This is a genomic window from Candidatus Thiothrix putei (genome assembly GCA_029972225.1).
Taxonomy (GTDB): Bacteria; Pseudomonadota; Gammaproteobacteria; order Thiotrichales; family Thiotrichaceae; genus Thiothrix; species Thiothrix putei.
Map to the genome: position 1 here is coordinate 120019 of CP124756.1, position 23530 is coordinate 143548.

Below are 23530 nucleotides of genomic sequence, written 5' to 3' on the forward strand. Positions count from 1 at the left end.
TATGACAGCACAATACATTATGGTGGTAGACGATGAGCCGGATATTCGCCAGCTTGTCAGTGAAATTCTGGAAGATGAAGGCTATCGGGTCGTCACTGCCGAAAACGCGGCGAAAGCCAAAGAGCTACACCGCAGCCGCAAGCCCGATTTGGTGTTGCTCGATATTTGGATGCCGGGGCAAGATGGTATTTCTTTGCTCAAGGAATGGCGTGAAAACGAGACACTGTGTTGCCCCGTGATCATGATGTCAGGGCATGGCACGATTGAAACGGCGGTAGAAGCGACCAAACTGGGCGCACACGATTTCATCGAAAAACCCCTGTCGATGGCTAAAATGTTGCTGACGATCAGCAATGCCTTGCGTGCCAGTCAATTGGAAAAGGAAAACCGGGGCTTGCGCAAACAAATGGTGAGTTCTTTGGAACCTGTCGGCGGCAGTCAGACCATGCAACGCTTGCGTGAACAGGCAAAACGCATTGCCCAGCATGATAGCCGGGTGTTGTTGTATGGTGAGCCGGGTACGGGTAAGGAAACGTTTGCCCGCTATATTCATGCCTTGAGTAGCCGCAAAAACCGCCCGTTTGTACGGGCTGCACTGGCTGCCAGTAAAGAGGCGGGTAGCATGAGCCAGTTACTGTTTGGGCGTGAAGACCAGGACAAAATTCAATACGGTTTGTTAGATGAAGCCAATGGTGGCGTGCTGTTTCTCGCTGAAATTTATGAGTTGGATCAGGATACCCAAACCCGCTTGCTCCATGCCCTGAAGGAAAACCGTTTTATGCGTGTGGGGAGTAATGAGTGGGTGGATATGGATATTACCCTGATGGTGTCCTCCTCCCATGATTTGCTGGATGATGTTCGCGGGGGCAAGTTCAATGAAGAGCTGTACTATTTGCTCAATATTGTGCCGATCATGATCCCGCCGTTGCATGAGCATCCTGAAGATGTGCCGGAATTGCTCAACCATTATGTCGACATTCTCACCGCACAAGAGGGTTTGCCGTACCGGCATATTTCGCTGGCGGCACAGAATTTCCTGCGCAACCATACCTGGCCCGGCAATATCCGCGAATTACGCAATCTGGTGCAACGTTTGCTGATTCTTGGCACCGAAACGGAAGTCTCGCTGGATGAGGCGGAAGAGTCTGTTGGCACGCGTATTCCCGTGTTTTCACAGGAAATAGGACAAATTCCCGAAAGCTTGTTTGATATGCCTTTGCGGGAAGCCCGCGAACAGTTTGAGCACGATTATTTGATTTACCAGCTAAAACAAGCGGATGGCAATGTCAGCAAATTGGCGGATCAGGTGAAAATGGAGCGTACCCATTTGTATCGCAAAATGCGTTCCCTCAACGTTGACCCGAAAAAATACGGACGCTAAGCGTACTCTATGAAAATCCTGATTCTCGGTGCGGGGCAAGTGGGTCATTCCGTTGCTGCATCATTAGTGCACGAAGATAACGATGTCACCATTGTGGATACCAATGCGACGGCATTGCGTGATTTACGCGAAAAACTGGATGTGCGCGTCGAAGTCGGGCAAGCGTCTTACCCACGGGTGTTGGAACGGGCGGGGATCGAAGATGCCGATATGTTGGTTGCGGTGACTAATAGTGATGAAATCAATATGATGGCCTGCCAGATTGCCCATACGCTGTACCATACTCCAACCAAGATTGCGCGTATTCGCTCTTCCCATTATTTGGATAGACCGGAACTATTCAATGATACGGCGGTTCCCATTGATGTACTGATTAGCCCCGAACAATTGGTCACAGAACATATTTTTAACTTGATTTCCCACCCCGGTTCTTTGCAAGTCATTAGCTTTGCGAACGGTAAGGTGCAAATGGTTGGGGTCAAAGCTTTGCACGATGGCCCGCTGATTGGTTCCCCCTTGAAGGCGATGCGTGAACATATGCCAGGTGTTGAAGCGCGGGTAGCGGCTATTTTCCGGAAAGGTAAGCCCATTGTCCCCAAAGAAGAGACGGTGGTAGAGGTTAACGATGAGATTTTTTTCATCGCCAGTCCCAAGCATATTCGTGCCATTATTAGCGAATTACGTAAACTCGATAAGCCCTATAAGCGCATTATGCTGGCGGGCGGGGGTAATATTGGCAATCGCCTCGCCCGTTTGCTGGAAGAATCCCGCTATCACGTCAAAATCATTGAGAAGAATAATGACCGTGCTGCCAAACTCGCTGAACGCCTCGATAAGACCATTGTGTTGGAAGGAGATGCTGCTGATGAAAGCCTGCTTGCAGAGGAAAACATTGATAATACTGATGTGTTTGTGGCGATTACCAACGACGATGAGGCGAATATTCTTTCTTCCATGCTGGCAAAGCGCTTAGGTGCACGCCGAGTAATGTGCCTCATTAATCGCCCTAGTTATATCGATTTGGTGGAAAGCAGCATCGACTTGGCGATTTCTCCCCAGCAAGTCACGATAGGCGCATTACTCACGCATATCCGCCGGGGCGATATTGTGGCAGTACATGCCTTACGGCGTGGCTCAGCAGAGGCTATTGAAGTCGTGGTGCATGGCAATTACAAAACCTCACGGGTGGTGGGTAGACGTTTGGATGAAATCAAGTTACCGCCTAGTACCACGATCGGTGCATTGGTTCGGCAAGAGACTATTTTGATGGCTGCCGCTGATCTTCTTGTGCAAGAAAACGATCATATTATCATGCTCGTGACCGACAAACGTTACGTGCCAGCCGTAGAAAAACTGTTCCAAGTCGGTATCCATTTCTTCTAAGTCTATGCAATATAAAGTCATACAACGGGTATTGGGGTTGCTACTGATGGTGTTCAGTTTGACGATGTTGCCCCCTATTGTTATCGGTTGGACTATGGATGACCCTGACATTCTGCCATTTGGGAAAAGTTTTGCTTTGCTGCTGATCGGTGGGCTATTGCTTTGGTTGCCAGTGTATCGGGAACGTGCAGAACTGCGCTCGCGGGATGGTTTTTTGATTGTGGTGTTGTTTTGGGTGGTATTGGGGCTGTCGGGTTCGCTACCGTTGATCTTATCCGAAGCGGTGGACTTGTCCGTGACCGATGCGGTATTTGAATCCATGTCTGGGTTAACCACTACGGGGGCTACCGTCATTATCGGTTTGGATAGTTTGCCGCGTTCCATACTGTTTTACCGCCAAGAGCTGCAATGGTTGGGGGGGATGGGCATTATTGTGCTAGCGGTTGCTATTTTGCCTATTCTGGGTGTTGGGGGAATGCAACTTTACCGTGCCGAAACGCCAGGCCCAATGAAGGATGCTAAGCTTACGCCACGGATTACTGAAACCGCTAAGTTGTTGTGGTATATTTATTTGGTGTTGACTATTTTATGTGCAATGGCTTATCGCGTCGCGGGCATGGAATGGTTTGATGCGGTTTCCCATAGTTTTAGCACGGTGGCTATTGGCGGGTTTTCAACCCACGATTCCAGCCTTGGGCATTTCGATAATAGTGCGATTGAAGCCGTTGCGGTGGTTTTTATGCTGCTGTCAGGGGTGCATTTTGGTTTACACTTTATTGCTTGGCGTAGTGCTAGTGTGATGGGGTATGTGCGTGATTCGGAGTTCCGTGCGTATGTTGGCCTGATGGCTGGGTTAGCGGTGGTGAGTACCGTTTATTTGTATTACAACACCACGTATGACAGTTTTTTGCAGTCATTGCGGCATTCCTTGTTTCACGTGGTATCCATTGGTACGACAGCCGGTTTTACTACCACAGGTTACAGTGAGTGGCCGGGTTTTTTGCCGGTGTTGCTGCTATTTGCCAGTTTTATTGGGGGATGTGCGGCTTCTACTGCCGGGGGCATGAAGGTCATTCGTTTCTTGTTGCTGGTGAAACAGGGGATTCGTGAGGTCAATCGTTTGATTCACCCCAATGCACGCATCAGCATCAAAATCAACCGTAACCCCTTGCCTGAAAATGTGATGCAGGCGGTGTGGGGGTTTTTCTCGGTGTACATTGCGGTATTTGTGGTGTTCATGCTGCCATTAATGGCTCAGGGGCATGACCAGATCACCGCATTTTCTGCGGTAGCCGCTACCTTGAATAACTTGGGGCCGGGGCTTGGGGAAGTTGCCGGTACGTTCAAGAGCCTCGATGATTTCTCTAAATGGTGGCTGTGTCTGGCTATGTTGATGGGGCGCTTGGAATTATTCACCATGTTGGTCATTTTAACCCCCGCATTTTGGCGCAAGTAACGCGGTTAATCTGCTGCGGATAGCCGTTCATCCCACAGCCACCGCTGATGAATGGCTGATTTGGTATACTGCTTGCCACAAGGAAGTACGTGCATGGCATGGACGCCTTTTCTTCCCTGAATCCCAACAATAAAACACAGCTAAGGGAATGCCTCATGAACAAACACTCACAGCGCGGTTTGACGCTCATCGAACTCATCGTCACTGTCACCATCGTGGCAATATTGGCAGCCGTGGCTACGCCGTCATTGCGTGAAATGCTGGAAAATAACCGCCTGACTGCCCTGAACAACCAACTGGTTTCCACCCTAAACTACGTGCGTGCCGAAGCCGTCAAACGCAATTACGATGTCACCATGTGCGTGCGTGCTGATGATGGTGAGGATGCAGACTCAGAACCGGAGTGTGCTACTTCCGGCGGCTTTGAAAATGGCTGGCTGGTGTTTGTGGACTGTGACGGTGACGACACTGTTGACACAGCAGGCTGCAACTACGGCTCCGGCAATACCAATGTGGCGGAAGAAATCTTGCTAGATACCACGCCAGACTTTCACGGCATCAATATTACGGGTACATCATCCACCGCTCCCACTGTCCGCTACAAGCCGAATGGCGGCATTGCCGGTGTCAGTGGCAGCCTAACCCTAGCGACAGGTGCAACAGAACATGAGCAAACATTGAATGTCGGCTCCACTCCTCGTTACAAAATCAAAATACAATCAGCAACCGGGCGGATAGCCTCTTGTAGGATAGGCACAAGCGGGTGTTCATGAAAAACACCTAAGCATGGATAAAATTTCATTGCGTGTTCATCGGGTTTCGCGGAAAATCTTGTAAGATTTACAACAATAAACATGCGCCAGATCAATGCGGCGTAGCAGTTTTCCGGCATATAATTTGCGTAAATAAGATCTGCCGGTCACGCGAACAAGGAGAGATCATGCATAAACCGCCGCTTCACCACGCAGTGAGTGATGCCCTGCAAGCGCATTACCAAAGCCTCCGTCACGTCCACATGCGCGAATTATTCGCGGCTGACCCGGCACGTTTCGAGCAATTTTCCCTGCATGTCGGGGACATCCTGCTGGACTATTCCAAAAACCGTATCACCGCCGAAACCCTGTCATTACTGACGCAACTGGCAGACGTGGCAGATGTAGCAGGTTGGCGCGAACGGATGTTTCAAGGCGACAAGATCAATAACACCGAAGGGCGTGCCGTGCTGCACACAGCCTTGCGTAACCAGCGCAATACGCCAGTGATAGTGGATGGCGAAGACGTGATGCCTGCTGTCAATGCCGTCATTGACCAGATGAGCGCATTCGCCGAACGGGTACGTAGCGGTACCTGGACAGGTTACACCGGCAAGCCGATTGTGGATGTGGTGAATGTCGGTATCGGTGGTTCTGATCTCGGCCCCCACATGGTGTATCAAGCCCTGAAAGCCTATCGCCACCCGCGTTTGCAGATGCATTACGTGTCCAACGTTGACGGTGCGCACATTGTCGAAAAGCTCGAAAGCCTTGACCCTGAAACCACACTGTTCATCGTCGCCTCCAAAACCTTCACCACGCAAGAAACCATGACCAATGCGCATCACGCACGGCACTGGTTTTTGCAACACGCCGAAGATGACACGCACATTGCCAAGCATTTCGTGGCAGTTTCCACCAACCGGGAGGCGGTCATTGGATTTGGAATTGACCCTGACAATATGTTCGGCTTCTGGGATTGGGTCGGCGGGCGCTATTCCCTATGGTCAGCGATTGGGCTTTCCATCGTGTTGGCCGTGGGTGCGGATCATTTCAATGACTTGCTTGGTGGTGCACATGCGATGGATCAGCATTTCAGAGAAGCACCGTTTGAGCGCAATATGCCGGTGATTCTCGCGCTATTGGGCGTGTGGTACAGCAATTTCTTTGGGGCAGAATCACAAGCGGTATTGCCTTATGACCATTACTTGCGCAGCCTGCCGCTGTACTTGCAACAGGCTGATATGGAAAGCAATGGTAAGTCAGTTGACCGTAACGGGTGCAATGTTGATTATGCCACCGGCCCGATTATCTGGGGTACGAGCGGCATCAATGGGCAACATGCGTTCTACCAACTGATTCACCAAGGAACCCGCTTGATTCCGGCAGATTTTATTATCTCCGTGACCCCCCCCACCGGCTTGCATGAGCAGCATGACATTCTCATGGCAAACTTCTTGGCACAAACTGAAGCTTTGATGCGTGGGCGTACCTTGGAGGAAACCCGTGACAGCGGTGTTGCCCCACCTCACGCACCTAAAGTATTTGCTGGCAATCACCCTAGTAATGCTTTATTGCTGAAGGCGCTCACCCCGCATAGTTTAGGCATGTTGATTGCGTTATACGAACACAAGATCTTTGTGCAAGGCATCATCTGGAACTTGAATTCCTATGACCAGTGGGGTGTTGAGTTAGGCAAGCAATTGGCGAAATGCATTCAACCCGAATTGAATGCAGCGGAAACGGTTACTACCCATGATGCTTCCACCAATGGCTTGATTAACTATTACCGTCAGCAACGTGCTCAACAGGAGCAAACACAGGGATAAGCGCTAGTAAGCTTAACTATCTTGATATGCAGCAGAGTATCTACTATTCAGGGCTGCTAATATTAGGGCATAACAAGCCATAACCCAAAAACGGACACATAACCACAGGGTCATTGATGAATATAATTGCGGGTGATATTGGTGGTACTAAAAGTTGGTTGGCATGGGTACAAGTTGACGCGCAGGCTTTAAGCGTGTGTTTTGAGCATGTATATGTCAGCAGTGACTTTGCCAGTGCTGAGGCATTGTTAGCACAATTCCTCACGGATGCGCAGCAAAGCGTAGTGCCGGATAGTGTGTGCTTGGCTTTACCGGGGCCGGTGCAAGCTGATCAGCCGATTCGTCTTACCAATTTGGACTGGACGTTGGAACAATCAGCTCTGCAAACCTTGTTAAATACGCCGCAGCTTCTGTTTATCAATGATTTCCAAGCGGCTGCTGCGGGTGTTGCTAAGTTAACGGTTGATGACTATGTGGTACTGAATGCGGGAGCAGCAACTCGGCAAGCATCTGGGGTGCGTGTTATCACTGGTGCGGGTACAGGTTTAGGCTTGGCATGGATGCAAGCTGATGCGTGGGGTCATTACCAGAGTTTCGCGACTGAGGGTGGACATACGGATTTTGCCCCGGCGAATGCTCAGCAAGAACGTTTGCTGACCTTTATGCGGCAACGATTCAGTCATGTTTCGTGGGAACGGGTACTTTCCGGGCCTGGGGTGAATCAGGTGTACCAGTTCTGTTTACAAGACATGACAGGAACATTGCCGGATGCGTTGCGTGAACGTGGTGGTGCGGCAGTCAATAGTGCTGCACAGGCGGGTGACCCGATTGCCATCGCCGCAATGGAGTTGTTTACGGATATTTATGCTAACTGGGTAGGCAATGTGGCGCTGCTCTACCAACCACGTGGTGGTTTATACCTTGGTGGAGGCATTTCCGCCCGAATCCAACCGTGGTTAACCAGTCAACGTTTTTTGGATGCTTGTTTTGACAAAGGCAGAATGGCTGGCTTGGTTCAGCAAATGCCTATTTACTTGATTACTAATACGCGGCTCGGCTTGCAAGGGGCACTGGCGGTCGCACTGCACCATAGGAAAACATCATGACACTGGATAAAAATCAACAGGCGAAGTTGTACCGGTATTACACCGAGCCGAAGATGGTCACGGAACTGACCCGTAAAACCTTAGCGTTGGTGTTGGCGGGCGGCGAAGGGTCGCGCTTGAAAGACCTGACCATGTGGCGGGCGAAACCGGCTGTACCTTTTGGTGGTAAATACCGCATTATCGACTTTGCACTGTCTAACTGCGTGAATTCTGGGATTCGTCGGGTCGGGGTACTGACGCAATACAAATCGCATTCCATGATCCGCCACCTGCAACGCGCATGGGGTTTCATGCGGGCAGAAATTGGCGAATTCGTGGAAATTCTCCCGGCACAGCAACGTACCAGCAAAAAGGAATGGTATCAGGGGACGGCGGATGCGCTGTTCCAGAATATCGACATTGTGCAACGCCACGACCCTGATTACGTGTTGGTACTGGGTGGTGACCATATTTATACGATGGATTATTCCAAAATGCTGGTGCACCACGTCAATTCTGGGGCAGATTTCACGGTGGGTTGTATTGAAGTACCGGTGGAAGAAGCGAAAGGTTTTGGGGTGATGTCGGTCGATGAGGGCTTGCGGATCACTAAATTCACTGAGAAGCCTGCGCACCCTGAAGAAATTGCTGGCAAGCCGGGTATGGCGTTAGCATCGATGGGGATCTATATTTTTTCACGCGATTTCCTCTACAAGGTGCTGTATGAAGACGCCGCAAAAACGCAGTCTTCGCGTGATTTCGGTAAGGACATTATCCCATCCAACATTCATAAGTCAGTGGCAATGGCTTACCCGTTCCGCAAGGATAATGGCGAACCGGGCTACTGGCGTGATGTGGGGACGGTACATTCTTACTGGCAGGCCAATATGGAATTGTGCGCGGTGGAGCCAGAGTTAAACCTGTATGACCGCGATTGGGCGATTTGGACATATCAGCCACAATACCCACCCGCCAAATTCGTGTTCGATGATGACGGTCGTCGGGGTGAGGCGATTGATTCGCTGATTTCCGCAGGCTGCATTTTGTCAGGTGCACGGGTGAAGCGTTCAATGGTGTTCTTTGCTACTACCATTGAAAGTTACAGTTCAGTCAAAGACAGCGTGATCTTACCCAAGGTCAGCATCGGTAAAAATTGCCGGATCACCAAAGCCATTATCGACAAAGGTACGGTGATCCCCGACGGTACGATTATCGGAGAAGACCTTGAACTCGACCGCAAACGTTTCCACGTCACCCCCGAAGGTATTGTGCTGGTCACAGCCGAAATGATGGGGCAAAAATTACGTACAGGCGATAGGGATATGTTATGGCGAATGGCCAGTTAAATGTTGTTTTATGCTGGCACATGCACCAGCCGTGGTATCGCAATGGGCTGGATGGTGAGTACCGTCTGCCGTGGGTTTACTTGCATGGTATCAAAGATTACAGCGACATGGCGGCACATCTGGAAAAACAGAGCCGGATGCGTTGTGTGGTTAACTTTGCCCCAGTCTTGCTGGAGCAAATTGACGATTACGCCCAGCAATTAAGTGCTTTTCTGCAAGAGGGTACACCCATGCAGGATCGCTTGCTCAATTTGCTGGCAGGTGTCGACGATGTGCCGCTGGATAAAGTCGCGCGGGCTGAATTGATTGCGGAGTGCCAGCGTTGCCATGCACCGACTATGATTCATCCGCACCCAGCGTTCCAACGTCTGTTTAAGATGATTGGGGCAACCGATGAATCGGGTGTGGGCAGTAAACATTTTCGCTGTTCATTGGCCTATTTGAGCCGTCAGTATTTTCTGGATTTATTGACGTGGTATCACTTGGCATGGATGGGGCAGTCATTACAAGACTTGCCGATTATCCAGCGTTTGATGCAGCAAGGCAGTGAGTTCAGTGCGGCAGACCGGCACGATTTGTTAAGTGTTATGCGGGATTGCTTGAGTGGGCTGATTCCGCGTTACCGCAAATTGGCAGAACGTGGGCAGGTGGAACTTTCCATGACACCCTACATGCACCCGATTGTGCCGTTATTGAATGATTTCCAGAATTTGCGTTGTTCTTTGCCGGATGCGCCTGTGCCTGAAGCCAGTAGTTACCCTGATGGGGAGGCGCGTTCCCGCTGGCATTTACAACAGGGTATTGATGTATTCCAACGTTATTTTGGGCTTAAACCACAGGGTGTTTGGTTGTCGGAAGGCGGCATCAGTAGCGATGCCGTGCAATTGCTGGATGAGTTAGGGATTCGCTGGACTGCTTCCGGGGAAGGTGTATGGCGCAACAGTTGCCGCCTTTCGGGGTATGACGGCGAAGACGAACACAGTAAACGCAGCCTGTTCATGCCGTACCAGCAGCCGGATAGTAAGGTACGTTTGTTTTTCCGTGATGATGGTTTATCGGATTTGATCGGCTTTAAGTACAGTGATTGGCACGCCCGTGATGCGGTGGCGGATTTTGTGCAACACCTAGAAAATATTGCGATATTTCTCAATCACAATGTATCTAATCAGGTCGTGTCGATCATTTTGGATGGCGAAAATGCGTGGGAGTATTACCCGAAAAACGGTGTGTATTTCCTCGATGCGCTCTACGCTGCCCTCAGCCATTCTGATCAAATTAAGATGGTAACGTTTGCACAAGCCAGTCAGTTGCCGACGCGCCCGTTACCCGCGATTTGTGCGGGTAGTTGGGTCTATGGTTCATTCTCAACGTGGATAGGTTCAACCGACAAAAATCGGGGGTGGGATTATCTTGCCGCTGCGAAAGTTGCTTTTGATGAGGTCATGGCGGCAGGTACATTGGATAAGCAGCAACAAGAATTGACTAGTCGTCAGTTAGGGATTTGCGAAGGCTCAGACTGGTTCTGGTGGTTCGGCGATTACAATCCGGCGGATAGCGTGCGCGATTTCGAGCGCTTGTTCCGTCAGCAATTGCACAAGCTGTACGAAATGTTGGGTGTGGATGCGCCCGCGTATTTGGATAAACCAATGTCACAAGGTGGTGCAGCCGCTGAAAATGCAGGCACGATGCGTAGGAATACTTAATGGGTATACAAACGATTGGGCGTGCTGCGGGCGTGTTGTTGCACCCCACTTCTTTGCCAAGCGGCAAATTGGATGCAGATGCGTACCGCTGGGTGGATTGGCTGGCGGAAGCGGGCTTTAAGGTCTGGCAAATGTTGCCGCTGGGAGTGCCGCTGGCGGGGCTGTCGCCGTATCAGTGTGCATCAGCGTTTGCGGTGAATCCGGCGTTGTTTGGCGATGGGGAGGCAACGAGCATTGATGCAGATCAGTCTTTTGACGTTTGGTACGCTAACCAAAAGCACTGGGTGGAGGACTACGCACTGTTTATGGTGCTGAAGCAGCGGTTTCAGGGACAGGAATGGAGCGAATGGCCAGAACCCCTGCGCTTGCGTGACCCGAAGGCCATGTTTATTGTACGTGGTGAACAGGCCGAAGCTCTTGCCGCTATGATCCACGAGCAATACGCTTGCTGGTTGCAGTGGCAAGCCTTACGCACCTATGCGGCTGAACGTGGGGTGTACCTATTCGGGGATATGCCAATTTTTGTGGCCTACGACAGCGCGGATGTGTGGGCAAACCCGCAGCGCTTCCTGCTGGATGATACCGGCACGCCAACCTTAGTCACCGGTGTGCCGCCCGATTATTTCTCCGAAACAGGGCAGCGTTGGGGCAATCCGCACTATCATTGGGAAAATATGCAGGCGGAAAACTTCGTGTGGTGGCAACAACGCTTGCTGTATCACTTTGAATTTTTCGATTTAGTGCGGCTGGATCACTTCCGTGGTTTAGCAGCAAGCTGGATGATTCCGGCAACTGAGCCGACCGCCATCAATGGCTATTGGCAGGAGGTTCCCGGTGACGCCATGCTTGCCAGCTTGCAAGCGGCCTTGGGGAATATCCCGTTAGTCGCTGAAGATTTAGGTGTCATTACGCCCGATGTGACGGAATTGCGTGATAAATACGAGTTGCCGGGCATGAGCGTGCTGCAATTTGGCTTCGACCACTTTGAGGATAATCCACACAAACCCCACAATGTACGCGCTAACACGGTGTATTATACGGGGACACACGATAACGATACCTTGCAGGGTTGGTTTACCAGCTTAAGTGAGGAATCCCAACAATACGTCATGCAGGTGTTAGGTATTGAAGACACCTCACAGGTAACAGACACCATGCTGGACACGATTTTCGCCAGCAGCGCGTTGTTAGCCATGATTCCATTACAAGATTTGCTGCATTTAGGTAGCGCTGCCCGCATGAATACCCCCGGTACGGTGGAGGGGAATTGGGCATGGCGCTTCGACTGGTCAGACATACCGGATACTCTGGCATCGCAATTGCATGAAAAACTACAGGGACACCAGCGAGATGAACGAGAACTTGATTCGGATACAACAAGGCACACATCACGATCCGTTTGATTGGCTGGGATGGCATCCGCTACCGGATGGCAACCGGGTGCTGCGTACTTTCATGCCCGCCGCTGAAGCGGTTGAAGTCGTCGGGCATGGATTGATGACACGCCTGGAAGGTACTGATTGTTTTGAAGCGAAGCTACCCTCTCCGACTGACGCTGCTCCTTCGCATCCCGCCCTACGCTGGCAGGACAAACAAGCAGGCAACTGGCACGATGCCGTCTGTCCTTATACGTTTCCTCCACAGGTGGGCGACCTTGATTTGCATCTCCTTGGTCAAGGTCGCCATCACCACGCTTGGAAAGTCCTCGGTTCCCATGCGATCCGCATTGATGGTATCGCAGGCACACGGTTTGCGGTGTGGGCACCAGCAGTCAAGCGCGTCAGCGTCATCGGCGATTTCAATGCGTGGGACGGGCGGCGTCACCCGATGCGCGTGCGCGGTGATTCCGGCGTGTGGGAAATTTTCATCCCCGGCATTGCGGTTGGTACGTCATACAAATACGAAATTCTCAATCAGCATGATGCTATCGTGGTCAAAACCGACCCGTATGCGCAGCAGATGTTCATGCGCCCTGAAACCACCTCCCGTGTTCCCAATGATATGCCGCACCCTTGGCAAGATAATGCGTGGATTGCTGCCCGCGAACAATTTGATTGGCAACACCAGCCGATGAGCGTGTATGAATTGCACCCCGGTTCATGGCGCAAACACCCCGACGGGCGTTTTTATTCGTGGGCGGAACTCATCGAAACCCTGATTCCTTATGTCACCGACTTAAATTACACCCACATTGAATTAATGCCGGTCGCGGAACACCCGCTGGATGAATCGTGGGGTTATCAGGTATCGGGTTATTACGCCCCCACTGCGCGTTACGGCACGCCGGATGACTTCCGCGCCTTTGTGGATGCCTGCCACGTCGCAGGGATTGGCGTATTGCTCGACTGGGTTCCGGCACATTTCCCCAAAGACGATTTTGCGCTGGCAAAATTCACCGGCGAACCGCTTTACGAACACGCTGACCCGCGTCGTGGCGAACATCAGGATTGGGGTACACTGATTTTCGATTTCGGGCGCAATGAGGTGAAGAACTTTCTGATTTCCAATGCGCTGTACTGGATTGATGAATTCCACATTGACGGCTTACGGGTGGATGCGGTCGCCTCCATGCTGTATTTGGACTATTCGCGCAAAGCCGGTGAATGGTTGCCGAATCAATACGGCGGGCGTGAAAACATTGAAGCGATTGCATTTTTGCGCGAAATGAATACCGTGGTGCATGGCTATTTCCCCGGCGTGCTGACGATTGCGGAAGAATCCACTTCGTGGCCTGCGGTCTCGCGCCCCGTGGAAATCGGCGGCTTGGGTTTCAGCATGAAATGGAATATGGGTTGGATGAACGACAACCTCAAGTACATTGAGCAAAACCCCGTGCATCGTAAATACCACCATAACTTACTGACGTTTAGCCAGATTTATGCGTATTCGGAAAACTTTGTGCTGCCGCTGTCACACGACGAAGTGGTGCATTTGAAGCACAGCATGTTGGATAAAATGCCCGGCGATTACTGGCAAGCCTTTGCGAATTTACGGCTGTTTTATGCCTGGCATTACGCGCACCCCGGTAAAAAGCTGCTGTTTATGGGCAGTGAATTCGGGCAATGGGCAGAGTGGAACGTGAAAAAGGAACTGGATTGGGCGTTGGTGAGTTTTCCTGCTCATGACAGCCTGCGCCACGTTTTGCGGGACTTGAACCGCTTGTACCGCGATTTGCCAGCCCTGCACCACTACGATTTTGATGGGCGCGGCTTTCAGTGGATTGATTGCCATGATTCCGACCAGTCAGTACTTAGCTTGATTCGTCACGGCGAAAACCCCGACGATAAGTTGATTATATTGCTAAACTTTACTCCTGTACCCCGTTACGCTTACCGTATTGGGGTTCCCGCTGCTGCGAACTACCGCGAAGTGCTGAATACTGATTCGGAATACTACGGCGGGAGCAATTGCGGCAATGCGGGCATGATTCCGGTGCAACCTCATGCATGGATGGGGTTTGAGCATTCGGTCGAAGTAACCTTGCCGCCATTGGCGGCGTTATTTTTACAAGCGTGCTGATGAAATTATTGTTTGTTGCGAGTGAAGCCTACCCCTTGGTAAAAACAGGTGGGTTGGGGGATGTTGCGTACAGTTTGCCGGTGGCCTTGCACAAAGCCGAGGTGGATGTGCGGCTGTTGTTACCCGGCTACCGCGATTTATTGCGCAAATTGCCTAGTGTGCGGATTCTGGGCTGGCTGGAATTGCAAGGTGCGGGGCAAATGCATACGGCACGGATTCTGGAAAGTCAGCATCCCGATTACCCGTTTCCGCTGTGGATTGTGGATTGCCCCGCGCTATTTGATCGCCCCGGCAACCCGTATTTGCAACCGAATGGCTACGACTGGGCGGATAATGCCGAACGTTACACCGTGTTTGCACGCGCAGCGGCGGAACTGGCACGGGATGCGCTGCAACTCGACTGGACGCCGGATGTGGTGCACGCACACGACTGGCAAACGGGGCTAGTGCCTGCGTTTCTGGACATGTTGCCACAGCGCCCGCAGCGGGTGTTTACCATCCACAATCTGGCTTACGGCGGGCACTTTTCGCAAGCGGATTTCACCAGCTTACACTTGCCAAGCTATTGGTGGTCAGCGGAAGGGGTGGAATTCTACGGCGGTTTTTCGATGCTCAAAGCGGGAATTGTCTACTCCGACGCAGTAACGACGGTCAGCCCGACCTATGCGCGGGAAATCTGCACCCCAGCGTTTGGTTATGGCATGGATGGCTTGCTGTTATCACGGTATTATAAGTTGCACGGCATCCTCAATGGTATTGACCCGGATGTGTGGAACCCTGCAACTGACCCTTACTTGCCAGCACATTACAGTGTCGAGCAGATTCAGCCGGGTAAGAGCCTCAATAAGGCTGCACTGCTGCAACGTTTTGGGGCGCATAATCCCGCTGAACACTTGGCTTTCCCATTGTTTGGCATGGTGAGCCGCTTGGTGGAGCAGAAAGGGGTGGATCTGGTCATTAATGCCATTCCTAGTTTGTTAGCCAGCACGGAGGCGCGTTTTGTGCTGATCGGTGCAGGGCATGGCTATTTTGAGCAACGTCTGCTGGATTTGGCGGCACAGCACCCTGAACGTGTATTCGTGTTCATTGGTTATGATGAGCAATTGGCGCATTTGCTGGAAGCCGGTGCGGATATTTTCCTGATGCCGTCACGTTTTGAACCGTGTGGCTTAAATCAGATGTACAGTTTGCGTTATGGAACGCCACCGATTGTGTTGCATACCGGCGGTTTAGCCGATACGGTGGTGGACAGTTCGCCTAACCATATCGCGCAGGGTGTTGCGAATGGCTTTGTATTCCATGACCCGATTACCAGTGCGTTGAAAGGGACGATTTTGCGGGCAATGGATTATTTCTATCAGCCCGCCGTCTGGCATCAATTACAAATAACCGGCATGAAACATGCATTCGGATGGGATAACAGCGCGGCAGAGTATCTGACGCTATACAACAAAGGAGCAACAGCATGACAGAGCATTTTTCCGACCATATCCCTTACGTCGCGATACCACTAGACCCGTTAGCCAATGATGCAGAAACCCTCGGTGATGATTTTCAGCGTTACCTTTCTTACCACTTAGGGCGGTTTCAGGGGTGTAGACCCGTTTACTTGTATCAAGCCTTAGCTTACACCTTGCGTGACCGCTTGATGGTGGATTGGCGTGGGACATGGGGTGAATATTTGCAACCCGGTAAGCGGCGTGCTTACTACATGTCGCTGGAGTTCCTGATTGGGCGTTCTCTCGGCAATAATTTGCTGAACCTCGATATTTGCGAACCGACAAAAACAGCTTTGTTGAATTACTGCACTGATTTAGAAGAGGTTGCCTCACAAGAACCTGATGCGGGGTTGGGGAATGGTGGCTTGGGTCGACTCGCTGCGTGTTTCATGGACAGTTGTGCAACCTTGCGTTTGCCAGTGCTGGGCTACGGTATTCGTTACGAATACGGCATGTTCCGCCAACACATTGAAAACGGCTATCAAATCGAAAATCCTGATCATTGGTTACGCGATCCGAACCCGTGGGAGGTGGAACGCGCCGAGTACAGCCAACGGGTACAGTTTGGTGGACATACCGAACATTTCCTGGATCATAGAGGCAGGCAGCGCGTGCGGTGGGTTGGCACCAATGATGTGTTGGCAGTACCGTTTGATATGCCCATTTCCGGCTACAAGAATGATACCGTGAATACCTTACGCTTGTGGAAAGCGACTGCGACGGATGAGTTCAATCTTGACGAATTTAATGCAGGCAGTTACACCGAAGCGGTCGAAGCAAAAAACCACGCCGAACACATTTCGATGGTGCTGTACCCCAATGACAGCAGCGAAAACGGCAAGGAATTGCGCTTGCGCCAGCAATATTTCCTGGCTTCTGCCAGCTTGAAAGATGCGATCCGCTTGTGGGAGCGTCAAGGCAATCACGATTACAGCAAGTTTGCGGCGGAACATGTGTTCCAGATGAACGATACGCACCCGACCATTGCAGTGGCGGAATTGATGCGACTCTTGATGGATGAAAAGGGTCTAGGTTGGGAAGAGGCATGGGCGATCACCTCCAACTGCATGGCTTACACCAACCACACCCTGCTGCCGGAAGCGTTGGAACGTTGGGCAGTGCACCTGTTTGCCAAATTGTTGCCACGCTTGCTGGAAATTATTTACGAAATTAATGCGCGTTTCTTGCGTGAAGTGTCGATGAAGTGGCCGGGTGATACGGAGCGTTTGCGGCGTATGTCCATTATTGAGGAAGGCTCAAGACAGCAAGTGCGCATGGCTTGGTTAGCAATTGTCGGTAGCTTCTCGGTCAATGGGGTCGCAGCGTTGCATTCGCAGTTGCTGGTGGACGGTTTGTTCCACGATTTCTATGAACTCTGGCCAGAAAAATTCAACAATAAAACCAATGGGGTAACGCCGCGCCGCTGGGTAGCGCACGCTAACCCCGGCATGACGGCGCTGATCAGTGAGCATATTGGCGACAGTTGGGTGCGTGATTTGAGCCAGTTGGCGAAACTCAAGCCATTGGCTGAGCCTGAACATTCTGCCTTCCATGCGCGTTGGCGCGAGGTGAAATATGCGAATAAACAACGCTTAGCGGCGTTGGTGAAAAAGGAATGCGGCGTCGATTTCAACCCCCATGCCTTGTTCGATGTGCAGGTGAAACGCATCCACGAGTACAAGCGTCAATTGCTCAATCTGTTGCACGTTGTGCATCTCTACCGGCGCATCAAACTGGGTAAGCTGGCTCACTGGGCTGACCGTTGCGTACTGATCGGGGGCAAGGCAGCGCCCGGTTACGCGATGGCAAAGCGCATTATCAAGCTGATCAACAGCGTAGCCGAAGTGGTGAATACTGACCCGGATGTGGACGGCAGGCTGAAGGTGGCCTTCATCCCCAATTACCGAGTTTCCAGTATGGAAGTGATCGCCCCTGCTGCAAACTTATCGGAGCAGATTTCGACGGCGGGTAAGGAAGCCTCTGGTACTGGCAATATGAAGTTCATGATGAACGGTGCGTTGACCATTGGCACGTATGACGGGGCGAACATTGAAATCCTGGAAGCGGTGGGTGAGTCTAACTTCTTCTTATTTGGTTTACGTGCTGATGACGTTGATGAGTTACGCCATTGCTACCGCCCTTGGCATTACGTCGAACACGATGAGGATTTGCGCGGTGTGATTGAGCTGATTCGTTGCGGTCATTTCAATATGACGGAGCCGGGTATTTTCGACATGGTGCTGGATGCCATCCTCAGCCCGCACGACCCGTGGATGACCTTGGCGGATTTCCGCAGCTACGTGAATGCACAGGAACAAGTGTCAATCGCATGGCAGGATCAGGAACACTGGACGCGCATGAGTATCCTCAATACGGCGAGCAGCGGATTTTTCTCCACTGACCGCACGATGGAAGAGTATAACCGCGATATTTGGAAACTAACGCCGGAGAATCGCAACGGGGATTAGTGGCACTCCACTATCCGCGTATACGCTTTTGGGTGGTGGCGAAAGCTTCGTTACCACCCAAAGAGCTGCACCTGTACCACATCCCCCGGCTGCACGTTTCCCCTTTCTTCCGGCAAGATAATGAAGCCATTGCCCCGACTCATGGAACTCAGTGCGCCTGAGCCTTGATAACCTGTTTTATCCACCACGAGTCTGCCACCTTCCTGTCGCACAAAACCGTGTTGGAATTCGGTGCGCCCCGGCTGTTTTTTCAGACTGCTTAAACACACAGCATCGAGCAACAACGGTTCGTTCGCGGTTGCGCCTGCCATTTTCAGCAATGCGGGTTGGACAAATTGTAAAAATGTCACCATCACGGCGACGGGATTGCCCGGCAAGCCAAAAAATTGCGCCTTGCCCACAGTGCCAAATGCCAGTGGTCGCCCCGGTTTGATGGCAATTTTCCAGAAATGGATTTGCCCCAGTTTTGCCAATATGCCTTTGATATGATCCGCTTCCCCAACCGATACGCCACCGGAGGTTAGCACCACGTCAGCGATGTCAGAGGCTTGCAGCAAGGTCGCCTCCAGCGTGGCGGGGTCATCGCGTACTACGCCCATGTCGAAAATGTCGACGTTAAGTTGCTTCAACAGGCCGTACAGGGTGTAACGGTTGCTGTCGTAAACTTGCCCTGCTTCTAAGGTTTCGCCGAGCGAACGCAATTCATTGCCGGTGGAAAAGAAGGCGACGCGTAACGGGCGTGTCACGCTGACTTCGTTGATGCCTAGTGATGCCAATACGCCCAAATCGGCAGGCGTTATGCGTCGGCCTGCGGGCAACACGCTGCTGCCGTGGGCAATGTCTTCACCGGCAAGGCGCACGTTTTGCCTCGCCTGCTGCCCGGTGGCAATTCGCACGTAACCGTCTGCACCCGCTGTGACTTGCTCTTGCATCACCACCGTATCTGTGCCAGCAGGCATTGCCGCACCCGTCATAATGCGCACGCATTCGCCAGCGCCACATTCCCCCGCAAACGCGCCCCCTGCAAAGGCTTTGCCGATGACGCGGTATTCACGGGGGGACTCGGTGGGTAAATCCACGCCGCGCAAGGCATAGCCATCCATGGCGGAATTGGTGTAATTCGGGACGTTGTGCGGGGAAATGACGGCTTCGGCTAACACTTGCCCTAGCGCATCGCGTAAGGGGCGTTTGAGGGCGGCAGTCAATGGTTGCACACGGTTGAGAATGCGGGTGCGGGCTTCGGTCATGGATAGGTGTTTGGGGAGGTGGGTTGCTGCTGGCGTTTTTTTCTGTTGCAACCACCCTACAATAAACGCCGCCAATGCTTGCGGTTGGTTCAGGTCAAACTTGGCAATGTGTGCGGGTACAGCCAACGACGGCTCGTCGGTTGCCAGCGCAATCACCGTTGGGTCGTCAGGGAACAGTAAGGGCTTGCCAAGGCTGGGGCGATGCACTTCAATTTTGGGGATAGCCGTATGCTTAAAACCTTCCACCAGCACCAAATCAGCGCAATCGGGGTTGATGAAACGTAGCACATCCGCCAGTTCCGGTTCACGCTGGGTTTTGCATTCCTGCATCATTGCCATGCGCTTGCGTGAAGCCAGCAATACCTGATCCGCACCGGCTTCACGGAAGCGGTAGGTGTCTTTGCCGGGGGTATCTAACTCAATGTGATGATGCCCGTGCTTAATCACCGTCAGGCGTAGCCCCGCCTGTTTCAAGAGTGGAATCAGGGCAGCAAGCAAGGTGGTTTTGCCCGAACCGCTCCAAGCACTCACGCCGAGTACCCGCAATGGCAGGGGTGGTAAGGTTTGAGCTAACGCTTGTTGTTGTTCCGGTGTATTGATATTGCGGAACATCTCGCGGCAATCACTAAAGTCGGCCTGTGCGACACGGTGCTGGCTGTACCACAAATCCGTTTTGCGGTCGCCGCCTGCTAAGAAAGCTTGCAGGCTCGGCAATAAGGTCACTGGGATCAGGGCGTGGATGGGTTGCAAGCGTTCGCCATCGTGTGCCACAGCGAGTTCTGCACCATCACGTTGCAGGGCTTGCCACAAGCGTGCCGCCATGTCGGGTGCAATGTGTGGTGCATCACACGGTACGGTGAGAATATACGGTGTGGTGGCGGCTTGCAGGGCGGCGGCAATGCCTGCTAAGGGGCCTAAGTATGCATTGCCAGTGGTATTTTGCGCATCGCTGATTACGGGGTAGCCATAGGTTTGATAACGGGCGTGGTTGCGATTGGCGTTGATCAGCAATGCATCCGTTTGTGGTTGCAAAGCCTCTAGCAAGTGTTCGATCAGTGGGCGACCGTTAAAGACTAATAAGCCTTTGTCTTGCCCGCCCATGCGGCTGCCTTGTCCACCCGCGAGTACCACTCCGGTGGTACTCCTTTGGTCTGGTATCCTTTGCCCCGTCATGCTTATTGCGACTCCCACGCCGAATTGGTAAAACAGTCACATGATAGCAAGCAACCCCAACTCAAACCTATTGATTGACCGCTTCGGGCGGCAAATTACTTATGTGCGCCTTTCCGTGACTGACCGTTGTGACCTGCGTTGTGTGTATTGCATGGCGGAAGACATGACCTTCGTACCGCGAGCGCAATTGCTGACATTGGAGGAAATGTTCCGACTGGGCAAAACCTTCGTCGCAATGGGCGTGGATAAACTGCGTATTACGGGTGGTGAACCGCTGGTGCGGCGCAATATCCTCAAACTGTTCCAGGATTTGGGGCAATTGGAGGGGTTGCGAGATTTGACCCTGACCACCAATGGCACGCAATTGGTGCGCTACGCCAAAGAACTGAAAGCCGCAGGCGTGACCCGCATCAATATCAGCCTTGATACCCTCGACCCTGCCCGTTTCCACGCACTCACCCGGTTGGGAGACATCAATAAAGTGCTGGAGGGGATTGATGCGGCCTTAGCGGCAGGTTTCCAACGTATCAAACTCAATGCGGTGGTGCTGAAAAACCGTAATCACGACGAAGTGGCGGATTTGGTGAATTTTGCTCACGAGCGCGGCATGGATATGACCTTCATCGAGGAAATGCCGCTGGGGGTGATTGGTGAGCATGACCGTGCTGAAGCCTTTTATTCCAGCGACGAAATCTTGCGCGATTTGCGCACCACCATGCAGTTGGAGGAAATGGCGGAGAAGACTGGTGGGCCTGCACGTTATTTTCGACGTGATGGCGGTACGGCGCGGGTGGGTTTTATTTCACCGCACAGCCACAACTTCTGCGATACCTGCAATCGGGTGCGGGTCACGGCGGAAGGGCGCTTGTTGCTGTGTTTGGGGCAAGAGCATTCATTGGATTTACGCCGTGTGTTACGTGCTAATCCTACCGATGATTCACGGGTACGGGAGGCATTGCTTCAGGCAATGGAGATTAAACCGCAAGGGCATGAATTCAATTTGCAAGCAGCACAGCCGATGATTTTTCGCCACATGAGTGCTACAGGCGGTTAATGCTGCGTTTCCTGTTCCAACTGTTGTAACCATTGTTGGGCGGAATCACGCACGTCGCTGTCGTCGCTGTGAGCTGCTTGACGATAATGCTTGGCTGCTTCCTGAAGGTTTTTTGCCACACCCCAGCCATGGTGATGCGCTTGCCCTAGCCATACTTCCGCACCTTTATCACCCGCTAGGCTTTCAGCTTGCAGAAATGCCAGACAGCTTGCCTGGCGAGGGGCATCACTGCTGCTTAAACTGTCCCGAATCGTGTCGCTGGATAACGTCACACCCGCAGACGTACAGGTCGCCGCTGGTTCAGTTGGCTTGGTAGGAGCAACTGTCGGAGCAGTCGTTGGGGTTGCCTCTGGCGTCGTTGCGATTACAACAGGTGCTGATGCTACCGTAGCGGTGTTAGTGGCAGGCTTATCGGCAAACAGGCCGAATGAAAACAGGTAACTGCCAATTAACAGCGTAAACAAGATCAGGATGATGACAATTTGTACCATCCAGAAACGGTCAAGTTTCATGGCGTCTCCTTCGCCTTGGTGTCAGGCATAATTAATACATCACCCGTTTCCAATAAGTTAGGGTTAGGAATACGATTCTTATTGAGTTCCCACAGGGTTTTCCATGCCGTCGTCGTACCCAGTTTGGCGGCGGCAATTTTACCGAGCGAATCACCCGGTTGGATGGTGTAAGTATTACTGCCATCCGGTACTTCCTTGGAAATTTTGAAGGGCAAATAGCGTTTGATCAACTCAGCATACTCACTGGATTCCTTGATCTTCGCGAGAGCCGTATTGACAGCAGTACGCATTTCATCATTGCCCTGTTTGATGCCAATGGCGTAGGTGCTTTCATTTAAGTTAAAGGCTGCAATCTGCAAGCTGCTGCTAAACGGCTTGATTTCTTCAACCGTAAAGGGGTAATCGTAAATGATCGCATCAACATCGCGTTTTTCCAGATGACGAAACCAGCCGACACCTTCGTAAGTCACTAGCGCTTTTTTGTCGGGGATGTTGTCGTTGATCCACTTGATAACAGCGGGATCCTCGTAAGCCCCAATGGTTTTACCGCGTAGCTGCTTGATGTTTTTGATGGTGCTGCCACGCGGCACAATCAGGCATTGACCGAAATCCAGATAACTATCCGTCCAATCGACACCCTCAATGGAATGATCAGGGATGTAGCCGCCCATCACCATGTCAGCCTTGCCTTCAACCGCCAGGCCAGGCAGCTTGGAATAATCATCTTCAACCGCTTTCACGGCTGGAATGCCCAGCTCTTTGGCAACCAGTAGCGCAAGGTGGTAATCGAAACCGTCTTCCTTGCCTTCTTCATTGAGCCAGTACATGGGTGGAAAATCCGGTTCCATCGCCACCCGTAACACCCCTGCTTGTTTAGCGGCAGCCAGTACATTCACCGGCTCGGCGGATTGTGTGGCTGCGGCAGACGCAGTTGGGGGTGAAGGTGGTGGCACCGCTGCTGCTAAATTGGTTGCCAGACAAAACAGGGCAACACCACAAGACCAAATAAGTTTTCGCATACCACAATTCCATGCTGTTATTGTTGATTAACACGTTGGCACAGTATAGACGCAATCAGGCGGTGCTTGGTCGTGACAAGATAAATGGTAGGTTACACAGATTA

Annotated in this window: 16 protein-coding genes; 13 read left to right on the forward strand and 3 right to left on the reverse strand. The window is 52.0% G+C overall.

The window, feature by feature from the left end:
• Position 1 precedes the first annotated feature (1 nt).
• The 12 genes from QJT81_00585 to QJT81_00640 all read left to right on the forward strand — a co-directional run bounded on the left by QJT81_00585 (position 2) and on the right by QJT81_00640 (position 18421).
• A complete protein-coding gene (locus tag QJT81_00585; GenBank protein ID WGZ94515.1) occupies positions 2-1381 on the forward strand; it encodes a sigma-54 dependent transcriptional regulator in 1380 nt (459 codons plus the stop codon).
• A gap of 9 nt (positions 1382-1390) precedes the next feature.
• Positions 1391-2764, forward strand: coding sequence for a Trk system potassium transporter TrkA (gene trkA / locus QJT81_00590; GenBank protein WGZ94516.1), 1374 nt, complete (start codon positions 1391-1393; stop codon positions 2762-2764).
• Positions 2765-2768: 4 nt separating this feature from the next.
• Positions 2769-4220: a TrkH family potassium uptake protein gene (locus QJT81_00595; GenBank protein WGZ94517.1), complete on the forward strand. Its 1452-nt coding sequence runs from the start codon at positions 2769-2771 to the stop codon at positions 4218-4220.
• 155 nt (positions 4221-4375) lie between these two features.
• Positions 4376-4993, forward strand: coding sequence for a GspH/FimT family pseudopilin (locus tag QJT81_00600; GenBank protein ID WGZ94518.1), 618 nt, complete (start codon positions 4376-4378; stop codon positions 4991-4993).
• 167 nt (positions 4994-5160) lie between these two features.
• A complete protein-coding gene (gene pgi, locus QJT81_00605) occupies positions 5161-6801 on the forward strand; it encodes a glucose-6-phosphate isomerase (protein ID WGZ94519.1) in 1641 nt (546 codons plus the stop codon).
• 116 nt (positions 6802-6917) lie between these two features.
• The gene (gene glk / locus QJT81_00610; GenBank protein ID WGZ94520.1) at positions 6918-7907 is read left to right on the forward strand and encodes a glucokinase; all 990 of its coding nucleotides are present in this window, start codon (positions 6918-6920) and stop codon (positions 7905-7907) included.
• Positions 7904-9232 (forward strand): glucose-1-phosphate adenylyltransferase, encoded by a 1329-nt coding sequence (glgC, locus tag QJT81_00615; GenBank protein ID WGZ94521.1) that lies wholly within the window; start codon positions 7904-7906, stop codon positions 9230-9232. The genes glk and glgC overlap by 4 nt, the downstream gene beginning before the upstream one ends.
• A complete protein-coding gene (locus QJT81_00620; protein WGZ94522.1) occupies positions 9214-10935 on the forward strand; it encodes a glycoside hydrolase family 57 protein in 1722 nt (573 codons plus the stop codon). The genes glgC and QJT81_00620 overlap by 19 nt, the downstream gene beginning before the upstream one ends.
• Entirely contained in the window at positions 10935-12338 is a 1404-nt protein-coding gene (gene malQ / locus QJT81_00625) for a 4-alpha-glucanotransferase (protein ID WGZ94523.1), read from the forward strand. Before QJT81_00620 ends, malQ begins: the two co-directional genes overlap by 1 nt.
• Positions 12259-14454: a 1,4-alpha-glucan branching protein GlgB gene (gene glgB / locus QJT81_00630; protein WGZ94524.1), complete on the forward strand. Its 2196-nt coding sequence runs from the start codon at positions 12259-12261 to the stop codon at positions 14452-14454. The genes malQ and glgB overlap by 80 nt, the downstream gene beginning before the upstream one ends.
• The gene (glgA, locus tag QJT81_00635; GenBank protein WGZ94525.1) at positions 14454-15923 is read left to right on the forward strand and encodes a glycogen synthase GlgA; all 1470 of its coding nucleotides are present in this window, start codon (positions 14454-14456) and stop codon (positions 15921-15923) included. Before glgB ends, glgA begins: the two co-directional genes overlap by 1 nt.
• Complete coding sequence (locus QJT81_00640; protein WGZ94526.1) at positions 15920-18421, forward strand: glycogen/starch/alpha-glucan phosphorylase; 2502 nt, start codon at positions 15920-15922, stop codon at positions 18419-18421. Before glgA ends, QJT81_00640 begins: the two co-directional genes overlap by 4 nt.
• A gap of 50 nt (positions 18422-18471) precedes the next feature.
• Here the strand turns inward: QJT81_00640 and QJT81_00645 are convergent, their stop codons facing one another.
• Positions 18472-20799, reverse strand: a complete 2328-nt coding sequence (locus QJT81_00645; protein WGZ94527.1) for a bifunctional molybdopterin-guanine dinucleotide biosynthesis adaptor protein MobB/molybdopterin molybdotransferase MoeA — start codon at positions 20797-20799, stop codon at positions 18472-18474.
• An 82-nt stretch (positions 20800-20881) separates the two neighbouring features.
• Here QJT81_00645 and moaA point away from each other — a divergent pair, with 82 nt between their 5' ends.
• Complete coding sequence (gene moaA / locus QJT81_00650; protein WGZ94528.1) at positions 20882-21895, forward strand: GTP 3',8-cyclase MoaA; 1014 nt, start codon at positions 20882-20884, stop codon at positions 21893-21895.
• Here the strand turns inward: moaA and QJT81_00655 are convergent.
• Both QJT81_00655 and QJT81_00660 read right to left on the reverse strand, forming a co-directional pair.
• Complete coding sequence (locus tag QJT81_00655; GenBank protein WGZ94529.1) at positions 21892-22407, reverse strand: SEL1-like repeat protein; 516 nt, start codon at positions 22405-22407, stop codon at positions 21892-21894. The two genes, moaA and QJT81_00655, sit on opposite strands and share 4 nt — an antisense overlap.
• Positions 22404-23426: a transporter substrate-binding domain-containing protein gene (locus QJT81_00660; protein ID WGZ94530.1), complete on the reverse strand. Its 1023-nt coding sequence runs from the start codon at positions 23424-23426 to the stop codon at positions 22404-22406. The genes QJT81_00655 and QJT81_00660 overlap by 4 nt, the downstream gene beginning before the upstream one ends.
• Between the last annotated feature and the right edge of the window lie 104 nt (positions 23427-23530).

Coding starts and splice junctions, on each gene's coding strand:
- QJT81_00585 (WGZ94515.1), top strand. CDS start 2: ATGACAGCACAATACATTATGGTGGTAGACGATGAGCCGGATATTCGC.
- trkA (WGZ94516.1), top strand. CDS start 1,391: ATGAAAATCCTGATTCTCGGTGCGGGGCAAGTGGGTCATTCCGTTGCT.
- QJT81_00595 (WGZ94517.1), top strand. CDS start 2,769: ATGCAATATAAAGTCATACAACGGGTATTGGGGTTGCTACTGATGGTG.
- QJT81_00600 (WGZ94518.1), top strand. CDS start 4,376: ATGAACAAACACTCACAGCGCGGTTTGACGCTCATCGAACTCATCGTC.
- pgi (WGZ94519.1), top strand. CDS start 5,161: ATGCATAAACCGCCGCTTCACCACGCAGTGAGTGATGCCCTGCAAGCG.
- glk (WGZ94520.1), top strand. CDS start 6,918: ATGAATATAATTGCGGGTGATATTGGTGGTACTAAAAGTTGGTTGGCA.
- glgC (WGZ94521.1), top strand. CDS start 7,904: ATGACACTGGATAAAAATCAACAGGCGAAGTTGTACCGGTATTACACC.
- QJT81_00620 (WGZ94522.1), top strand. CDS start 9,214: ATGGCGAATGGCCAGTTAAATGTTGTTTTATGCTGGCACATGCACCAG.
- malQ (WGZ94523.1), top strand. CDS start 10,935: ATGGGTATACAAACGATTGGGCGTGCTGCGGGCGTGTTGTTGCACCCC.
- glgB (WGZ94524.1), top strand. CDS start 12,259: ATGAAAAACTACAGGGACACCAGCGAGATGAACGAGAACTTGATTCGG.
- glgA (WGZ94525.1), top strand. CDS start 14,454: ATGAAATTATTGTTTGTTGCGAGTGAAGCCTACCCCTTGGTAAAAACA.
- QJT81_00640 (WGZ94526.1), top strand. CDS start 15,920: ATGACAGAGCATTTTTCCGACCATATCCCTTACGTCGCGATACCACTA.
- moaA (WGZ94528.1), top strand. CDS start 20,882: ATGATAGCAAGCAACCCCAACTCAAACCTATTGATTGACCGCTTCGGG.
- QJT81_00655 (WGZ94529.1), bottom strand. CDS start 22,407: ATGAAACTTGACCGTTTCTGGATGGTACAAATTGTCATCATCCTGATC.
- QJT81_00660 (WGZ94530.1), bottom strand. CDS start 23,426: ATGCGAAAACTTATTTGGTCTTGTGGTGTTGCCCTGTTTTGTCTGGCA.